The organism is Variovorax ureilyticus (genome assembly GCF_050632185.1).
Taxonomy (GTDB): domain Bacteria; phylum Pseudomonadota; class Gammaproteobacteria; order Burkholderiales; family Burkholderiaceae_C; genus Variovorax; species Variovorax ureilyticus_A.
Map to the genome: position 1 here is coordinate 3,364,547 of NZ_CP192579.1, position 16,801 is coordinate 3,381,347.

Consider the following 16,801-nt stretch of genomic DNA (forward strand, 5'->3'; position numbering starts at 1 on the left):
GTTTTCACGATGAAGCGCACTTTCCAGATCTACCGCTACGACCCCGACAAGGACGCCAAGCCGTACATGCAGACCGTCGAGGTCGAGCTCGACGGCCACGAGCGCATGCTGCTCGACGCCCTGATCAAGCTCAAGGCGCAGGATCCCACGATCTCGTTCCGCCGCTCCTGCCGCGAAGGCGTCTGCGGCTCGGACGCGATGAACATCAACGGCAAGAACGGCCTTGCCTGCCTGACCAACATGCGCACGCTGAAGGGCACGATCGTGCTCAAGCCGCTGCCCGGCCTGCCGGTGATCCGCGACCTGATCGTGGACATGACGCAGTTCTTCAAGCAGTACAACTCGATCAAGCCGTATTTGCAGAACGACACGGTGCCGCCCGAGAAGGAGCGCCTGCAGTCGCCCGAAGAGCGCGATGAGCTCAACGGCCTCTACGAGTGCATCCTGTGTGCGAGCTGCTCGACCAGCTGCCCGAGCTTCTGGTGGAACCCCGACAAGTTCGTCGGCCCGGCCGGCCTGCTGCAGGCCTACCGATTCATCGCCGACAGCCGCGACGAAGCCACCGGCGAGCGCCTGGACAACCTCGAAGACCCGTACCGCCTGTTCCGCTGCCACACGATCATGAACTGCGTGGACGTGTGCCCGAAGGGCCTGAACCCCACCAAGGCGATCGGCAAGATCAAGGAATTGATGGTGCGTCGCGCCATCTGAGCGGTTTTGGACCCCATGCAAGCCCCAGACGACCTCGACCAGCCGATCGGCGCCCGCGCGCTGAGCAAGCTGAAATGGCGCTGTCGTCGGGGCCTGCTCGAAAACGACCTGTTCATTGCCCGTTTTTTCGAACGGCACGAAGAAAACCTGACCGTGAGGCAGGCACAGGCACTGGAGACATTGATGGACCTGTCGGACAACGATCTGCTCGACCTTCTGCTTGCGCGAAAGGAGCCCGAGCCCGCATGGGCCGGGGCCGGGGTGATCGAACTGCTGCAGCTGATGCGCACCGATGGTGCGCGATCCCTATCTTCCTGAAATCCATTGAAAGACCCCGAAATGAAAGCATCCGAGACCAAGGCCACACTGTCCTTCAGCAACGGCGGGCAGAACGTCGAACTACCGATCTACAAGGGCACCATGGGCCCGGACGTGATCGACATCCGCAAGCTCTACGCTCAGACGGGCATGTTCACCTACGACCCGGGCTTCATGTCCACCGCGTCGTGCGAATCGGCCATCACCTACATCGACGGCGACAAGGGTGAGCTGCTGTACCGCGGCTATCCGATCGAGCAGCTCGCGACGAACTGCGACTTCCTCGAGACCTGCCACCTGCTGCTCTACGGGGAACTGCCCAACGGGGACCAGAAGAAGAACTTCACCAAGCTCGTGACCAACCACACGATGGTCAACGAGCAGATGCAGTTCTTCCTGCGCGGCTTCCGCCGTGACGCCCACCCGATGGCGATCATGACCGGCCTGGTCGGCGCGATGTCGGCCTTCTATCACGACAGCACGGACATCAACAATCCGAAGCACCGCGAGATCGCCGCGATCCGCCTGATCGCCAAGATGCCGACGCTGGTCGCCATGGCCTACAAGTACACCGTGGGCCAGCCCTACATGTACCCGAAGAACGAACTCAGCTACGCAGGCAACTTCCTGCACATGATGTTCGCGACGCCTTGCGAGGAGTACAAGGTGAGCCCGGTGCTCGAGCGCGCGCTCGACCGCATCTTCATCCTGCACGCCGACCACGAGCAGAACGCGTCGACCTCGACCGTACGCCTGTGCGGCTCGTCGGGCACCAACCCGTTCGCGGCGATCGCGGCCGGTGTCGCCTGCCTCTGGGGCCCCGCGCACGGCGGCGCCAACGAAGCGGCGCTGAACATGCTCTACGACATCCAGAAAGCCGGTGGCGTGGAGAAGATCGGCGAGTTCATCAAGCAGGTCAAGGACAAGAACTCCAACGTCAAGCTGATGGGCTTCGGCCACCGCGTGTACAAGAACTACGACCCGCGCGCCAAGCTCATGCAGGAAACCTGCCGTGAAGTGCTCGGCGAGCTCGGCCTCGAGAACGACCCGCTGTTCAAGCTCGCCATGGCGCTCGAGAAGATCGCTCTGGAAGACGAATACTTCGTCTCCCGCAAGCTCTACCCGAACGTGGACTTCTACTCGGGCATCGTGCAGCGCGCGATCGGCATCCCGGTGCCGCTCTTCACGGCCATCTTCGCGCTGGCCCGCACCGTCGGCTGGATCGCCCAGCTGAACGAAATGATCGGCGACCCCGACTACAAGATCGGCCGCCCGCGCCAGCTGTTCGAAGGCTCGGCCAAGCGCGACGTCAAGCCCATCTCGCAGCGCTGATTTCCGCTTTGCGATCGCCCAGGAAAGCCGCCTTCGGGCGGCTTTCTTGCGTTTCGAGGCCCGGCGCCCATCGTGCCAAAGCAGCAAGTCCATCGTGGATCACGATGACTGAAGGGGAAAACGAGGGGAAAATAGCGGACTCCATCTCCGAACGAGATGACAAACTCCCATGATCGCCTCTGAACGCAGTTTTGCCCGCCGCATCGACCTGACGTCGTTGCAGTTGTTCGTGGCTGTCTGCGAGCTGGGCAGCATCGGACGGGCCGCCGAGCGCGAGTTCATCGCGGCATCGGCCATCAGCAAGCGCTTGTCGGATCTGGAAGCGACGCTCGGCACGCCGCTTCTCTATCGCCACGCAAGAGGGGTCGATCTGACTCCGGCGGGCGAGAGCCTGCTGCATCACGCCCGGTCCGTGCTCTACAGCCTCGAGAAGATGCAGGGCGAACTCAGCGAGTACGCCGACGGGGTTCGCGGGCACGTCCGCGTCCACGCCAATATTTCGGCGATCGTGCAATTCCTGCCCGAGGATCTCGGCGCCTTCACCCGCGAGCACGACGCGATCAAGATCGACCTCGAAGAGCACCTCAGCAGCGAAATCGTGCGCGCCGTGCACGAAGGCGCGGCCGACCTCGGTGTCTGCCACGTGCCCGAGGGCACGGCGGAACTGCAAAGCCTGCCCTATCGCCACGACGCGCTGGTCCTGGTCGTCCCGGTGCGGCATGTGCTTGCGAAGCGCCAGGCCATCGACTTCTCCGAGTCGCTCGAATTCGACCACGTGGGCCTGCACACCAACAGCTCGATCTACGTGGCCATGCACCAGGCCGCGCTGGCCCAGAACCGCTCGATCAAGCTGCGCATCCACGTCACCGGCCTCGACGCGATGTGCCGCATGATCGACAACGGCCTGGGCATCGGCGTGATGCCGCTGCGCGCCTTCGAACTCATGCAAGGCGGTATCGGCCGCGGGCTCAAGAGCATCGCCATCAAGGACGCATGGGCCGATCGCGAGATCCGCCTCGTCGCGCGCGATTTTTCTTCGCTTCCGGTTGCCGCCCGGCTGCTGGTGAAGCACCTGCACACCCCTTCCGCGACAGACGAACAGCTCGCTGCGTAAGGCGCTCAAGTTTTCCCCACGAAAGAAACCACCATGGCACGCACGCTCTACGACAAGCTCTGGGACGATCACGTCGTCCACACCGAGGAGGACGGCACCGCGATCCTCTACATCGACCGGCACCTGGTCCACGAAGTCACCAGTCCGCAAGCCTTCGAAGGCCTGCGCGAAGCGGGCCGCAAGCTGTGGCGCATCAGCTCGGTGGTCGCCACGGCCGACCACAACACGCCGACCACCCACTGGGAGCGCGGCTACGACGGCATCGAAGATCCGATCAGCAGGGAGCAGATCACCACGCTCGACGCCAACATCAAGGAATTCGGCGCGGCGGCCTTCTTCCCGTTCCTGAGCAAGCGGCAGGGGATCGTGCACGTCATCGGCCCCGAATCCGGCGCCACGCTGCCCGGCATGACGGTGGTCTGCGGCGATTCGCACACCTCGACGCACGGTGCCTTCGGCGCGCTCGCGCACGGCATCGGCACCAGCGAGGTCGAACACGTGATGGCCACGCAGACGCTGCTCGCCAAGAAGGCGAAGAACATGCTCGTGAAGGTCGAGGGCAAGCTGCCCGCGGGCTGCACCGCGAAGGACATCGTGCTTGCGATCATCGGCAGGATCGGCACCGCAGGCGGCACGGGCTACACGATCGAATTCGCAGGTTCAGCGATCCGCGACCTCAGCATGGAAGGCCGCATGACTGTCTGCAACATGGCGATCGAGGCCGGCGCGCGTGCCGGCCTCGTCGCGGTCGACGAGAAGACGCTCGCCTACGTGAAGGGGCGCCCGCTTTCGCCGACCGGGGTCGAGTGGGACCAGGCGGTCGAATACTGGAAGACGCTGCATTCCGACCCGGGTGCGCATTTCGATGCCGTGGTCGAACTCGACGCGTCGCAGATCCATCCGCAGGTCACCTGGGGCACATCGCCCGAGATGGTCGTGCCGATCGACGGCCGCGTGCCCGATCCCGACAAGGAAAAGGACGCCAACAAGCGTGACGCGATCGAACGCGCGCTCACCTACATGGGCCTTGAGCCGAACAAGCCGATGAACGACATCTTCATCGACAAGGTGTTCATCGGCTCGTGCACCAACAGCCGCATCGAGGACATGCGCGAAGCCGCGGCCATGGTCAAGAAGCTGGGCCAGAAGGTCGCGAAGAACGTCAAGCTCGCGATGGTCGTGCCCGGCTCCGGCGTGGTGAAGGAGCAGGCCGAACGCGAAGGCCTGGACCAGATCTTCAAGGCCGCGGGCTTCGAATGGCGCGAGCCCGGCTGCTCGATGTGCCTCGCGATGAACGCCGACCGGCTGGAGCCCGGCGAGCGCTGTGCATCCACCAGCAACCGCAACTTCGAAGGACGCCAGGGCGCCGGCGGCCGCACCCACCTCGTGAGCCCCGCGATGGCCGCCGCTGCAGCCATCAACGGCCACTTCGTCGACGTCCGCCAATTCGCCTGAACAGAGGAGCCACACACCATGCAGAAATTCACCGTGCACAAGGGCCTCGTGGCGCCGATGGACCGGGAGAACGTCGACACCGACGCGATCATCCCCAAGCAGTTCCTGAAGTCGATCAAGAAGACCGGCTTCGGCCCGAACCTCTTCGACGAATGGCGCTACCTCGACCCGGGCCAGCCGGGGCAGGACCCGAAGTCGCGCAAGCCCAACCCGGACTTCGTGCTGAACCAGCCGCGCTACGCCGGTGCGTCGGTCCTGCTCGCGCGCAAGAACTTCGGCTGCGGCTCGTCGCGCGAGCATGCGCCGTGGGCGCTTGACCAGTACGGCTTCCGCGCGATCATCGCGCCGAGCTTCGCCGACATCTTCTTCAACAACTGCTTCAAGAACGGCCTGCTGCCGATCGTGCTTGCCGAATCGAAGGTCGCGCAGCTGTTCGACGAAACCTTCGCCTTCCCGGGTTACAGCCTGACGGTCGATCTCGATCGGCAGGTCATCATCAAACCGGACGGCGGCGAGATCGCCTTCGACATCCAGCCGTTCCGCAAGTACTGCCTGCTCAACGGGTTTGACGACATCGGCCTGACCTTGCGCCACAAGGACAAAATCCAGGCCTTCGAAGCCGAGCGGCTGGCGAAGAAGCCCTGGCTCGCGCACCAGCTCGTTGGCTGATCGTTCCTTCTTTCAACTTTCGAAAAGACACTCATGAAGATCGCAGTACTGCCCGGTGACGGCATCGGCACGGAAATCGTGGCCGAGGCCTTGCGCGTCCTCGAGGCGCTCGACCTCTCCTTCGAAACCGAATCCGCGCTGGTCGGCGGCGCGGCCTACGAGGCTCACGGCCATCCGCTGCCCGAATCGACGCTCAAGCTTGCGAAGGAAGCGGACGCGGTGCTGTTCGGTGCCGTCGGCGACTGGAAATACGACAAGCTCGAGCGCTCGCTGCGGCCCGAGCAGGCCATCCTCGGCCTGCGCAAAAACCTGGGCCTGTTCGCCAACTTCCGCCCGGCGATCTGCTACGAGCAGCTCGTCGACGCATCGAGCCTGAAGCCCGAACTGATCGCCGGCCTCGACATCCTGATCATCCGCGAGCTGACCGGCGACATCTACTTTGGCCAGCCGCGCGGACGCCGCACCGCGGTCGACGGCCACTTCCCGGGTGCCGACGAGGCCTTCGACACCATGCGCTACTCGCGCCCGGAGGTCGAACGCATCGCCCACGTGGCCTTCCAGGCCGCGCGCAAGCGCAGCAAGCGCGTGACCAGCGTCGACAAGGCGAACGTGCTCGAGACCTTCCAGTTCTGGAAGGACATCGTCACCGAGGTCGGCAAGGAATACCCCGACGTGGAACTCGACCACATGTACGTCGACAACGCGGCGATGCAACTGGTCAAGGCGCCGAAGAAGTTCGACGTGGTGGTCACCGGCAACATGTTCGGCGACATCCTCTCCGACGAGGCGGCCATGCTCACCGGCTCGATCGGCATGCTGCCCTCGGCGTCGCTCAATTCGAGCAACCAGGGCCTCTACGAGCCCAGCCACGGCAGCGCGCCGGACATTGCGGGCAAAGGGGTTGCCAACCCTTTGGCTACAATCCTGTCTGCTGCCATGATGCTCCGTTTCTCCCTGAACCAGCCCGAAGCCGCCGACCGGATCGAGTCGGCGGTCAAGCACGTGCTCGCTCAGGGTCTGCGCACGGCAGATATCTGGTCCGCTGGTACCACCAAGGTCGGAACCCGCGAGATGGGCGATGCCGTGGTGGCTGCCATCACCAAAAAGACGATTACCGGCTAACCGCAGCCCGATTCGTCACGCGCCCTCGACCGGCTCTGACGAGCCGGGCGAAAAAGAGAGAGCGACTTACGCAAAATGGGCTAGAGCAAGACGTACGCCCCCACGGCACACACGTTGCGCATCCTTCTTTGCGTAAGTCCCAAAAGACTGATTTCTTTTTTCACAAGGGCAAACTGAAATGGCGAACGCAAATCAACCTCTGGTCGGCCTCGTAGGCTGGCGCGGCATGGTCGGCTCGGTCCTCATGGACCGCATGCAGGCCGAAGGTGACTTCGGACTGATCGAGCCGGTCTTCTTCTCGACCTCCAATGCGGGTGGCAAGGCCCCCGCCATGGCCAAGAACGAGACCACGCTCAAGGACGCGCACGACATCGACGCACTGAAGAAGTGCGACATCATCGTCACGGCCCAGGGCGGCGACTACACCACGGAGGTGTTCCCCAAGCTTCGCGCAGCCGGCTGGAAGGGCCACTGGATCGACGCGGCCTCCACCCTGCGCATGAACGATGACGCGATCATCGTGCTCGACCCGGTCAACCTGCCCGTGATCCAGAACGCGCTCGCCAAGGGCGGCAAGAACTGGATCGGCGGCAACTGCACCGTCAGCTGCATGCTGATGGGCGTCGGCGCCCTGTACAAGGCCGGTCTGGTCGAATGGATGACCAGCATGACCTACCAGGCCGCATCGGGCGGCGGCGCCCAGCACATGCGCGAACTGCTGACCCAGTTCGGCACGCTGAACGCCGAAGTGCGGGCTCTGCTCGACGACCCGAAGTCCGCCATCCTCGAAATCGACCGCAAGGTTCTCGCCAAGCAGCAATCGCTGACCGCGCTCGAAACCGCCAATTTCGGCGTTCCGCTGGGCGGCAGCCTGATCCCCTGGATCGACAAGGATCTGGGCGACGGCATGAGCCGGGAAGAGTGGGAAGGGCGGCGCCGAAACCAACAAGATCCTCGGCCAGGGCGCCGGGTTCGGCACGGCCGCGACGCCGGTCGACGGCTTCTGCGTTCGGATCGGCGCGATGCGCTGCCACAGCCAGGCACTCACCTTCAAGCTCAAGAAGGACGTTCCGCTTGCCGATATCGAGGCATTGATCGCGGCGGACAACGAGTGGGCCAAGGTCGTGCCGAACACGCGCGAAGCCACGGTCAAGGACCTCACGCCCGTCGCGGTGACCGGCACGATGTCGATCCCGGTCGGCCGCATCCGCAAGCTGGCCATGGGCCCCGAGTACGTCGGCGCCTTCACGATCGGCGATCAGCTGCTGTGGGGCGCGGCCGAGCCGCTGCGCCGCATGCTGCGCATCCTGCTCGAGGTCTGAAGCGTTACACGCGCGTCCTTTGGGGCGCGCGCCGTTGTTGTACCGCAACGGCACATGCATGACGAAGTTTGCACGCACTGGGTAGATAAGGCCTGTCGCCTTGTCAGTCCAGGGTGATGATGTTAACGTCCTCTTACATTTCTGGGCCGCGCTGCCCCCTCCAGCATGACACGACCATCATCGCCCGCGGCCCGTCTCTCGGCCATCAGCCCTGCCCCCGCATCCATGGGTCGGGGTCAGCTATCCGTAATCGGTGCTGCAGTCGCCGTGGCGCTCGGTGCCTTCAGCGCCGATGCCGGTGCGCTCGCGCTCGGACGGCTCAATGTTCAGTCGGCACTCGGTGAGCCGCTGCGCGCAGAAATCGAAGTGGCCGAGATCACGCCCGCCGAGGCGGATGGTCTGAAGGTCAGCATCGCCTCGGTCGACGCCTTCAAGGCGGCGGGCGTGCCCTACAACCCGGCGCTGGCCGACGTCCGTGTGGGCGTTCAGCGGCGGGCCGACGGACGCTACGTGGTGCGGCTCTCGAGCAATCGCCTGGTGAGCGAGCCCTTCATCGATCTGCTCCTCGAGGCCAACTGGAACTCGGGCCGCGTCGTTCGCGACTACACGGTGTTGCTCGACCCGCCGACCAGCCGGCAGGCGGCCGCACCGGTCGCGCCGGCCGCACCGCAGATCGCTGCCGCCGCGCCCCGCGCTGCTGCCGCACCGGCGGCGGTCGAGGCGCCCCAGACACGTCGCCAGCGTGCCGCTGCCGCGCCGGCGGTATCGGGTGAATCGAGTACCGTCCGTACCGGCACGGGCGCGGGTACCGGGGACCAGCAGGTCACCGTGAAGGCCGGCGATACGGCCGGCAAGATCGCGTCGGCGTACAAACCGGCCGATGTGTCGCTCGATCAGATGCTGGTGGCGCTCCTGCGCGCCAATCCGAATGCGTTTGTCGGCGGCAACGTCAACCGGATGAAGGCCGGTGCCGTGCTCGACATTCCGGGCTCGTCGCAAGCCGAGGCCGTTCCGGCAGCCGAAGCGAAGCGCACGGTCACCGCGCAGAGCCAGGATTTCAGCCAGTATCGCCGCCGCCTGGCCGAGAACGCGCCCGAAACGCCGGTGGCCGACGCTGGCCGCCAGGCCTCCGGCAAGGTGCAGACCAATGTCGAGGATCGCAACGCTGCGAACACGTCGACCGACAAACTCAAGATCTCCCAAGGCATCGCCCCTGGCCGTCCGACCGACGAGCAACTCGCGCAGGCCGCCGAAACCAAGGCGCGCCAGGAACGCGAGAAGGAGCTGACCAAGAACCTCCAGGAGCTCAACCAGCTCAAGGCCGCCGCAGGTGGCTCGGCTGCCACGGCGGCGAGCCCCCGCCTGCACCGACATCGACCGCACCGGCCGCAGCAGCCGCTCCCGGATCAGCGCAAGCTCCGGCGGCGGCCCCGGCAGCGCCGACCGCGCCCGCAGCCGTCACTGCAGGCGCATCGCCCACGCCCAAGGCATCGTCGGATACCGCTGCTGCGCCCTCTGCCCCGTCTCCGGCGCCCGCACCCGCCGCCGCACCCGCGCCTGCCGCGAAGCCCCCGGTCAAGGCCGTCGCACCGGCGCCTGCGCCGCAGGAGCAGAGCTTCTTCTCGGAGCTGATGGAAAACCCGCTGATGGTCGCCGCCGCCGCCTTGGTCGCCGTGCTGATCAGCTTCCTGCTGTATCGCGTGCTCGGCCGCAAGCGCCGCGATGCCGGCGACAGCGTGTTCATCGAAAGCCGCATCCCCAAGGACTCCTTCTTCGGCGCCAGCGGCGGTGAATCCGTGGACACCAAGAATCGCGGCAATTCCGTGGTTTCGTCGCTCTCGTATTCGCCGAGCCAGCTCGATGCCGGCGACGTCGATCCGGTGGCAGAAGCCGACGTGTACTTGGCCTACGGCCGCGACCTTCAGGCCGAGGAAATCCTGCGTGAAGCACTACGCGTCAATCCCGAGCGCACCGCCATCCACCTCAAACTGCTCGAAATCCACGCCAAGCGCCGCGATCTGCGCGCCTACGAAGCACTGGCTTCCGAGGTCCACAAGCTGACTGGCGGCACGGGCGCCGAATGGAACCGCGTCGTCGAGCTCGGCAAGGATCTCGATCCGGGCAATCCGCTGTACGAAGCCGATGGCAAGGGCGTCTCGGCCGCGGAGGCCGCGGCATTCGCAGGCACGCTGGCGGCCGCTACGGCAGCGGGCTCGGCCGCGCCCCCGGCGCCGAGCCCGGTTGTGCAGCCCGAGGCAGAAGCTCCCCCGGCCTTCGTGCCGTCCGTCGCCCCGCTGGATTTCGATCTCGATCTCGCCAGTCCGCCTGCAACGGCTGCGACGGCCCCCGCCCCCATCAGCGTCGCCTTGCCGACCGCGGCTGCCCCGATTCAGGTGCCCGTCCGCGACATTCCCCGCCCCATCGCGGTTCCCGGCGGCCTCAACGGCAGCGCTGCATCAGCCCAGGCGCCCAGGATCGAGCTCGAAAACGACTTCGATACCGCCCCCGGCGCGCTCGAACCGACGACGAGCAACGCGTCGGTTCGCGACGAGGAGCGCACGCAACCGGCACCTCTGCGCGCGGGCCTGCCGACGGATTCGGGTTTCATCGAGTTCGACATGAGCTCGCTGGCCGGTCTGTCGAACCGCTCCCCCGCCGACACCGAGCGCGGACGCCTCGAGCCTGTGGATGAAGGCGGCGACAACCCGCACGTCATCAAGCTGTCCCTGGCCCGCGAACTCAAGGCGCTGGGCGACGTCGAAGGCGCCCGCTCGCTGGTCGAGGAAGTTGCCGCCGAAAGCTCCGGCGACGTGAAGGCCGAAGCAAAGCAGATGCTCGGCCAGCTGCGCTGAGCAGTCGTCGGGCTGCCATGCTGTCGTGAGGCTGGCCCTCGGCATCCGCTACAACGGTCAGGCTTACGACGGCTGGCAAAGCCAGCCCTCCGGCCGGACTGTCCAGGACAAGCTCGAAGCGGCCTTGTCGCAGTTCGCCGACCAGCCGATTTCCACGCTCTGTGCCGGCCGCACCGATGCCCGCGTCCATGCGCTGATGCAGGTGGTGCACTTCGACACCACCGCGGTCCGCGCGCCGTTCTCCTGGGTGCGCGGCACCAACAGCTTCCTTCCCGACGATATCGCGGTGCAATGGGCGCATCCGGTGCCCGATCAGTTCCATTGCCGCGCGAGCGCGCTCACCCGCCGCTACGTCTACGTTCTTTCGCAGTCACCAGTCCGCCCAAGCCTCGAAGCAGGCCGGGTGGGCTGGTCGATGCATGTGCTCGACGGCGACGCCATGCGTGCCGCCGCGGCCATGCTGCTCGGCCGGCATGACTTCAGCTCCTTCCGCGCCTCGGCCTGCCGTGCACTCTCGCCGGTCAAGGAGATGCGGCGCATCGCGATCAACCGCCACGACGACACCGACCGTTGCCGCTGGCACGTCGAATTCGAAGCGGATGCCTTCCTGCATCACATGATCCGCAACATCATGGGTTGCCTCGTCCGCGTCGGACAGGGCAAGGAACGGCCGGAATGGATGCGCGAAGTCCTCGAAGCACGCAGCCGGCTGGCAGCCGCGCCGACCTTTTCGCCGAACGGCCTGTACTTCCTCGGGCCGTTGTACGCCGCCGGGTGGGGTCTACCGCCCGAGGCCACCATCGAAGGCAGGGGCGCTGCGTATGATGGCCCGCCATGAATGCCACCGCACCGCTCGCAGCCCGGACCCGGATCAAGATCTGCGGGCTCACGCGCGAACAGGACGTTGATGCCGCGGTCGACGCCGGCGCGGACGCGATCGGCTTCGTCCTGTACCCGGCCAGCCCGCGCGCGGTCACCGTGGACCGCGCGGCCGAGCTCGCCTCGCGCCTTCCACCCTTCGTCACACCGGTGCTGCTGTTCGTCAACGAGGATGCTGTCGGCAGCATGGCGGCGCTCTCTTCCGTGGCGGGGTCAATGGCCCAGTTCCACGGCGATGAGTCGCCGCAGCAGTGCTGGGCAGGCGCTGGCAAAGGCACGTTCCGCTTCATGCGCGCGGCGCGGATTCCGCTCGGCGCAGCCGGCGCGGGCTTCGACCTCGTAAAATACGCTTCCGATTACTCCCGCGCCCAGGCCATCCTGCTCGACGCCCATGTCGAAGCGTATGGCGGTGGCGGCAAGGCATTCGATTGGTCACTCCTACCACCCGCCGTCGACGCTCACCTCGTCTTGAGTGGTGGGCTCACACCTGCAAACGTGGACGATGGCATTCGTCAGCTCCGGACGCGATGCAAGTCGCTGTCCGTTGACGTGAGTTCGGGCGTCGAGGCCGCCAAGGGCATCAAGGACGCCGCCAGGATTCGCGACTTCGTGGCCGCTGTGCGAGCGGCCGATGCCTCCTCCTAGTTTGCAGCCGGCAGCCCGCCTCGATCGACCGGGCGCCGGCCTACCGATCGAGACCATGAACACCTACCAGCAACCCGACGCCAGCGGCCATTTCGGCATCTACGGCGGCACCTTCGCCAGCGAGACGCTCACGCATGCGATCGCCGAGCTGCGCGACGCCTACGCGAAGTACAAGGACGACCCGGAGTTCCTCGCCGAATTCCGCTATGAACTTGCGCACTTCGTGGGCCGTCCCTCGCCGGTCTACCACGCCGCACGCACCAGCCGCGAAATGGGCGGCGCGCAGATCTACCTCAAGCGCGAGGACCTCAACCACACCGGCGCCCACAAGGTGAACAACACCATCGGGCAGGCGATGCTTGCCGGGCGCATGGGCAAGCCCCGCGTGATCGCCGAAACCGGCGCCGGCCAGCACGGCGTGGCGACCGCCACCATCTGCGCGCGCTACGGCCTCGAATGCGTGGTCTACATGGGCAGCGAGGACGTCAAGCGCCAGAGCCCCAACGTGTACCGCATGAATCTGCTCGGAGCGACGGTCGTCCCGGTCGAATCGGGCAGCAAGACGCTCAAGGACGCGCTCAACGAGGCCATGCGCGACTGGGTCACGAACGTCGAGAACACCTTCTACATCATCGGCACGGTCGCGGGGCCGCATCCCTACCCGACCATGGTGCGCGACTTCCAGAGCGTGATCGGCAACGAGTGCATCGAGCAGATGCCCTCCATGCTCGCCGCACAGGGCATCACCGGCAGGCAACCCGACGTCGTCGTCGCCTGCGTGGGCGGCGGCAGCAACGCCATGGGCATCTTCCATCCGTACATCCCGTTCGCCGGCACGCGCCTGATCGGCGTGGAAGCGGCCGGCGAGGGGCTCGACAGCGGCAGGCACTCGGCCTCGATCCTTCGCGGCAGCCCTGGCGTGCTGCACGGCAATCGCACCTATCTGCTCCAGAACGAAGACGGCCAGGTGACCGAAACGCACAGCATCAGCGCGGGCCTGGACTATCCGGGCGTCGGGCCCGAGCATGCGTACCTTGCCGACATCGGCCGCGCCGAGTACGTCGGCATCACCGACTCGGAAGCACTCGAAGCCTTCCACTACCTTTGCCGCACCGAAGGCATCATCCCTGCGCTCGAATCCAGCCACGCGGTGGCCTATGCCATGAAGCTCGCCAAGACCATGCGACCGGACCAATCCATCCTCGTGAACCTCTCGGGCCGCGGCGACAAGGACATCGGCACGGTCGCCGACCTCTCCGGCGTCGACTTCTACGACCGGCCGTCGATGCGCGGCCTCAAGGTGAAGGGAGGCAAGGAATGAGCCGCATCGCCGCCACCTTCGAAGCGCTGCAGAAAGCCGGCCGCAAGGCGCTGATTCCCTACGTCACCGCCGGCTTCCCTTACGCCGATATCACGCCCGAGCTGATGCACGGCATGGTCGAAGCCGGTGCCGACGTGATCGAGCTCGGAGTGCCCTTCTCCGATCCGATGGCCGACGGCCCGGTGATCCAGCGCGCCGGCGAGGCGGCGCTGGCGCTGGGCATCGGCATGAAGCAGGTGCTGGCCATCGTGGCCGCATTCCGCCAGCGGGACCAGCGCACGCCGGTGGTCCTGATGGGCTATGCGAATCCCGTCGAACGCTACGACCTCGTCCATGGCGCTGGCAGCTTCATCCGCGATGCGGCTGCAGCGGGCGTGGACGGCCTGCTCGTCGTCGACTACCCGCCGGAAGAATGCGAAGCGTTCGCGGCTGAGCTCAAGTCCAACGGCATCGACCTCATCTTCCTGCTGGCGCCGACCAGCACCAGCGAGCGCATGGCACAGGTCGGCCGCATCGCCACCGGCTACGTCTACTACGTCTCGCTGAAGGGCGTGACCGGTGCCGGGCATCTCGATACCGAAGCGGTCAGCCGGATGATTCCGCGCATCCGCGAGCATATGCAGCTGCCCGTTGGTGTCGGCTTCGGCATCCGCGATGCGCAGACCGCCCAGGCGATCGGCGCCTCAGCGGACGCGGTCGTGATCGGCACCCGCATCATCCAGCTGATCGAAGAGCAACCCCGCGACAAGGTCGTGCCCGCGGTACGCGAATTCCTGGCCGGCATCCGGCAGGCGCTCGACGCCCTGCCCGGCGCGACCGCCGGACGCCCGGCTGGCCGATAATCGCCGCCACGACTAGGAGCCCCCATGAGCTGGCTTGAAAAACTTCTTCCTCCCAAGATTGCACCCACCGACCCGAGCGAACGCCGCCAGATGCCCGAAGGCCTCTGGATCAAGTGCCCGAGCTGCGACACGGTGCTCTACAAGACCGACCTCGAGCACAACCAGAACGTCTGCCCGAGCTGCGGTCACCATCACCGCATCAGCGCACGTGCGCGCCTGGACGCTTTCCTCGACCCGGAAGGCCGTTACGAAATCGGCCAGGAAGTCCTTCCCGTCGATGCCCTCAAGTTCAAGGACAGTCGCAAGTACCCCGAGCGTCTGAAGGAAGCGCTCGAGAACACCGGCGAGACCGACGCGCTCGTGGTGATGGGCGGTTCGGTCCACAGCATCAACGCGGTGGTCGCCTGCTTCGAGTTCGACTTCATGGGCGGCAGCATGGGCAGCGTGGTCGGCGAGCGCTTCGTGCGCGGCGTCGAAACCGCGATCGAACAGAAGGTGCCTTTCATCTGCTTCACCGCCACCGGCGGTGCGCGCATGCAGGAAGGCCTGCTGTCGCTGATGCAGATGGCGAAGACCAACGCGGCGCTCACGCATCTGGCGAAGAAGGGCCTGCCCTACATCAGCGTGCTGACCGACCCGACCATGGGTGGTGTGAGCGCGGGCTTCGCGTTCGTGGGCGACGTGGTGATCGCCGAGCCCAAGGCGCTCATCGGCTTTGCGGGTCCGCGCGTGATCGAATCGACGGTGCGTGTGACGCTGCCGGAGGGCTTCCAGCGCGCCGAGTTCCTGCAGACGAAAGGCGGGGTCGATTTCATCTGCGATCGACGCGAGCTGCGCAAGACCATCGCGAACACGCTCGCGATGCTGCTGCGCCAGCCCGCGGATGCGGTGCTCTGACGGCGTCTAACGGCCGAGCGTGAAGACGGAGCCCATCACGCTGCCGAGGACGATGGCGCCGACCTGAAGCAGCACGATCGCGACGAGTGCCGACAGGTCGACGCCGCCCACCGGCGGGATGACGCGGCGCAGCGGCCGCACCAGCGGCTCCGCCAAGCGCGCGATCAGGTCGTGCAGCATCGACGATGCGCTCGGCACCCAGGAAAGAATTGCATAGACGATCAAGAGCGCGGTGAGCCCCGACACCGCGAGCTGGAGCAGCCCGATCAGCGAGACGAGCGGCAGGATCGTCCAGCGGCCGAGCCCGCCCAGGAGCAGCGCCAGCAGCACGAACTTGGCGAGCACGAGCAGCCAAGCCGCCACACCGCTTGCAAGGTCCCACCGTTTGACCGAGGGCACGATCCGGCGCAGAGGCAACACGATCCAGTCGGTGACCGCGAACACGAAGCGCCCGAGCGGATTGCCGAACGGCACCCGGTGGTACTGCATGTAGAGGCGCAACAGGCAGGCGCCACCCAGAAGGCCGACGATCACGTCGAGCAGGAACGATGGGATCTGATAGAACATGGGCGCGAGGTCGTGAGCGGAATGCGATGATAGCCACGCCGAGGTTCAACGATGACGACACAAACCCCTCTGAGGCCGATCCCCTTGTTCCCGCTCGGGACGGTGCTGTTTCCCGGCGGCTTTCTGCCGCTGCGGATCTTCGAGGTGCGCTATCTCGACATGATCGGCAGGCGCCACAAGACCGGCGAACCCTTCGGTGTCGTCGGCCTCACCCAGGGTTCGGAGGTGCGCAAGGCGGGCGCTGAAGCCGAAGCCTTCGCGACCATCGGCACGCTCGCGGTCATTCGCGAGCTCGAATCGCCCCAGGCCGGATTGATGCAGATCGAATGCGTCGGCACGCAGCGCTTTCGCATTCAGTCGAGCGAATTGCAGAAAAACGGCCTGTGGACGGCCGAAGTCAACACCATCGCCAACGATGTGCGGCTGGAGATCCCCACGGACCTGCGGCACGTGGCCGAGGCATTGCGTCGCGTGGTCGACACACTGGAAGAGCGTCGCAGCCAGCAGGGTACGCCGGGCCTTCGCCTGCCCATGCTCGAGCCCTATGAGTTCGAGGATTGCGGCTGGGTGGCCAACCGCTGGTGCGAACTGCTGCCGGCGCAGCCTGAGCTCAAGCAGCGCCTGATGGAGCTCGACAGCCCGCTCATGCGTCTCGAACTCGTCGGCGATCTGCTGGCACGCACCGGGATCGCCAAGTAGAGCGCTACGAATTCGATAGCAGCACACCAAGCGCTGGCGGGCTGGGCAAGCGGGCC

The 16,801-nt window shown here is 65.9% G+C and carries 16 protein-coding genes and 1 pseudogene; 16 read left to right on the forward strand and 1 reads right to left on the reverse strand.

All coding sequences use genetic code 11. The features are described from left to right. Nucleotides 1-9: 9 nt before the first annotated feature. From ACQ858_RS16565 to accD, 15 genes and pseudogenes are all read left to right on the forward strand, one after another. Entirely contained in the window at nt 10-711 is a 702-nt protein-coding gene (locus tag ACQ858_RS16565; protein WP_093160728.1) for a succinate dehydrogenase iron-sulfur subunit, read from the forward strand. A gap of 15 nt (nt 712-726) precedes the next feature. Beyond that, nucleotides 727-1,029: a succinate dehydrogenase assembly factor 2 gene (locus tag ACQ858_RS16570; RefSeq protein ID WP_431276883.1), complete on the forward strand. Its 303-nt coding sequence runs from the start codon at nt 727-729 to the stop codon at nt 1,027-1,029. Nucleotides 1,030-1,050: 21 nt separating this feature from the next. Next, complete coding sequence (gene gltA, locus ACQ858_RS16575; RefSeq protein ID WP_431273749.1) at nt 1,051-2,361, forward strand: citrate synthase; 1,311 nt, start codon at nt 1,051-1,053, stop codon at nt 2,359-2,361. Between the two features lie 169 nt (nt 2,362-2,530). Continuing rightward, entirely contained in the window at nt 2,531-3,475 is a 945-nt protein-coding gene (locus ACQ858_RS16580) for a LysR substrate-binding domain-containing protein (RefSeq protein WP_431273750.1), read from the forward strand. A gap of 33 nt (nt 3,476-3,508) precedes the next feature. Then, the gene (gene leuC, locus ACQ858_RS16585) at nt 3,509-4,930 is read left to right on the forward strand and encodes a 3-isopropylmalate dehydratase large subunit (RefSeq protein WP_431273751.1); all 1,422 of its coding nucleotides are present in this window, start codon (nt 3,509-3,511) and stop codon (nt 4,928-4,930) included. 18 nt (nt 4,931-4,948) lie between these two features. After that, nucleotides 4,949-5,599: a 3-isopropylmalate dehydratase small subunit gene (leuD, locus tag ACQ858_RS16590; protein ID WP_431273752.1), complete on the forward strand. Its 651-nt coding sequence runs from the start codon at nt 4,949-4,951 to the stop codon at nt 5,597-5,599. Nucleotides 5,600-5,632: 33 nt separating this feature from the next. Continuing rightward, nucleotides 5,633-6,721 (forward strand): 3-isopropylmalate dehydrogenase, encoded by a 1,089-nt coding sequence (gene leuB, locus ACQ858_RS16595; RefSeq protein ID WP_431273753.1) that lies wholly within the window; start codon nt 5,633-5,635, stop codon nt 6,719-6,721. Nucleotides 6,722-6,899: 178 nt separating this feature from the next. Then, nucleotides 6,900-8,043 (forward strand): annotated as a pseudogene (asd, locus tag ACQ858_RS16600) (aspartate-semialdehyde dehydrogenase). A gap of 267 nt (nt 8,044-8,310) precedes the next feature. After that, the gene (locus tag ACQ858_RS16605) at nt 8,311-9,675 is read left to right on the forward strand and encodes a type IV pilus assembly protein FimV (protein WP_431273754.1); all 1,365 of its coding nucleotides are present in this window, start codon (nt 8,311-8,313) and stop codon (nt 9,673-9,675) included. 14 nt (nt 9,676-9,689) lie between these two features. Next, nucleotides 9,690-10,895 carry a FimV/HubP family polar landmark protein gene (locus ACQ858_RS16610; protein WP_431273755.1) on the forward strand — a complete coding sequence of 402 codons (1,206 nt, stop codon included), beginning with the start codon at nt 9,690-9,692 and terminating at the stop codon, nt 10,893-10,895. A 25-nt stretch (nt 10,896-10,920) separates the two neighbouring features. Beyond that, a complete protein-coding gene (gene truA / locus ACQ858_RS16615) occupies nt 10,921-11,733 on the forward strand; it encodes a tRNA pseudouridine(38-40) synthase TruA (protein WP_431273756.1) in 813 nt (270 codons plus the stop codon). Continuing rightward, entirely contained in the window at nt 11,730-12,419 is a 690-nt protein-coding gene (locus tag ACQ858_RS16620; protein WP_431273757.1) for a phosphoribosylanthranilate isomerase, read from the forward strand. Before truA ends, ACQ858_RS16620 begins: the two co-directional genes overlap by 4 nt. Before the next feature lie 55 nt (nt 12,420-12,474). After that, on the forward strand, nt 12,475-13,740 hold the full coding sequence (gene trpB, locus ACQ858_RS16625; protein WP_431273758.1) for a tryptophan synthase subunit beta: 1,266 nt from the start codon (nt 12,475-12,477) through the stop codon (nt 13,738-13,740). Next, nucleotides 13,737-14,582 (forward strand): tryptophan synthase subunit alpha, encoded by an 846-nt coding sequence (gene trpA / locus ACQ858_RS16630; RefSeq protein WP_431273759.1) that lies wholly within the window; start codon nt 13,737-13,739, stop codon nt 14,580-14,582. Before trpB ends, trpA begins: the two co-directional genes overlap by 4 nt. A gap of 24 nt (nt 14,583-14,606) precedes the next feature. Continuing rightward, the gene (gene accD / locus ACQ858_RS16635) at nt 14,607-15,479 is read left to right on the forward strand and encodes an acetyl-CoA carboxylase, carboxyltransferase subunit beta (protein ID WP_431273760.1); all 873 of its coding nucleotides are present in this window, start codon (nt 14,607-14,609) and stop codon (nt 15,477-15,479) included. A gap of 6 nt (nt 15,480-15,485) precedes the next feature. On the opposite strand, the gene ACQ858_RS16640 is transcribed toward accD, so the two are convergent. Beyond that, nucleotides 15,486-16,046 (reverse strand): YggT family protein, encoded by a 561-nt coding sequence (locus tag ACQ858_RS16640; protein ID WP_431273761.1) that lies wholly within the window; start codon nt 16,044-16,046, stop codon nt 15,486-15,488. A 51-nt stretch (nt 16,047-16,097) separates the two neighbouring features. Here ACQ858_RS16640 and ACQ858_RS16645 point away from each other — a divergent pair, with 51 nt between their 5' ends. Then, on the forward strand, nt 16,098-16,745 hold the full coding sequence (locus ACQ858_RS16645; RefSeq protein ID WP_431273762.1) for an LON peptidase substrate-binding domain-containing protein: 648 nt from the start codon (nt 16,098-16,100) through the stop codon (nt 16,743-16,745). Nucleotides 16,746-16,801: the final 56 nt, after the last annotated feature.

Excerpts from the sequence above, each read along its gene's own strand:
- ACQ858_RS16620 (WP_431273757.1), top strand. The coding sequence starts at position 11,730 with ATGAATGCCACCGCACCGCTCGCAGCCCGGACCCGGATCAAGATCTGC.
- leuC (WP_431273751.1), top strand. The coding sequence starts at position 3,509 with ATGGCACGCACGCTCTACGACAAGCTCTGGGACGATCACGTCGTCCAC.
- gltA (WP_431273749.1), top strand. The coding sequence starts at position 1,051 with ATGAAAGCATCCGAGACCAAGGCCACACTGTCCTTCAGCAACGGCGGG.
- ACQ858_RS16610 (WP_431273755.1), top strand. The coding sequence starts at position 9,690 with ATGGTCGCCGCCGCCGCCTTGGTCGCCGTGCTGATCAGCTTCCTGCTG.
- trpB (WP_431273758.1), top strand. The coding sequence starts at position 12,475 with ATGAACACCTACCAGCAACCCGACGCCAGCGGCCATTTCGGCATCTAC.
- leuB (WP_431273753.1), top strand. The coding sequence starts at position 5,633 with ATGAAGATCGCAGTACTGCCCGGTGACGGCATCGGCACGGAAATCGTG.
- trpA (WP_431273759.1), top strand. The coding sequence starts at position 13,737 with ATGAGCCGCATCGCCGCCACCTTCGAAGCGCTGCAGAAAGCCGGCCGC.
- ACQ858_RS16580 (WP_431273750.1), top strand. The coding sequence starts at position 2,531 with ATGATCGCCTCTGAACGCAGTTTTGCCCGCCGCATCGACCTGACGTCG.
- accD (WP_431273760.1), top strand. The coding sequence starts at position 14,607 with ATGAGCTGGCTTGAAAAACTTCTTCCTCCCAAGATTGCACCCACCGAC.
- ACQ858_RS16645 (WP_431273762.1), top strand. The coding sequence starts at position 16,098 with ATGACGACACAAACCCCTCTGAGGCCGATCCCCTTGTTCCCGCTCGGG.
- ACQ858_RS16565 (WP_093160728.1), top strand. The coding sequence starts at position 10 with ATGAAGCGCACTTTCCAGATCTACCGCTACGACCCCGACAAGGACGCC.
- ACQ858_RS16570 (WP_431276883.1), top strand. The coding sequence starts at position 727 with ATGCAAGCCCCAGACGACCTCGACCAGCCGATCGGCGCCCGCGCGCTG.
- ACQ858_RS16640 (WP_431273761.1), bottom strand. The coding sequence starts at position 16,046 with ATGTTCTATCAGATCCCATCGTTCCTGCTCGACGTGATCGTCGGCCTT.
- leuD (WP_431273752.1), top strand. The coding sequence starts at position 4,949 with ATGCAGAAATTCACCGTGCACAAGGGCCTCGTGGCGCCGATGGACCGG.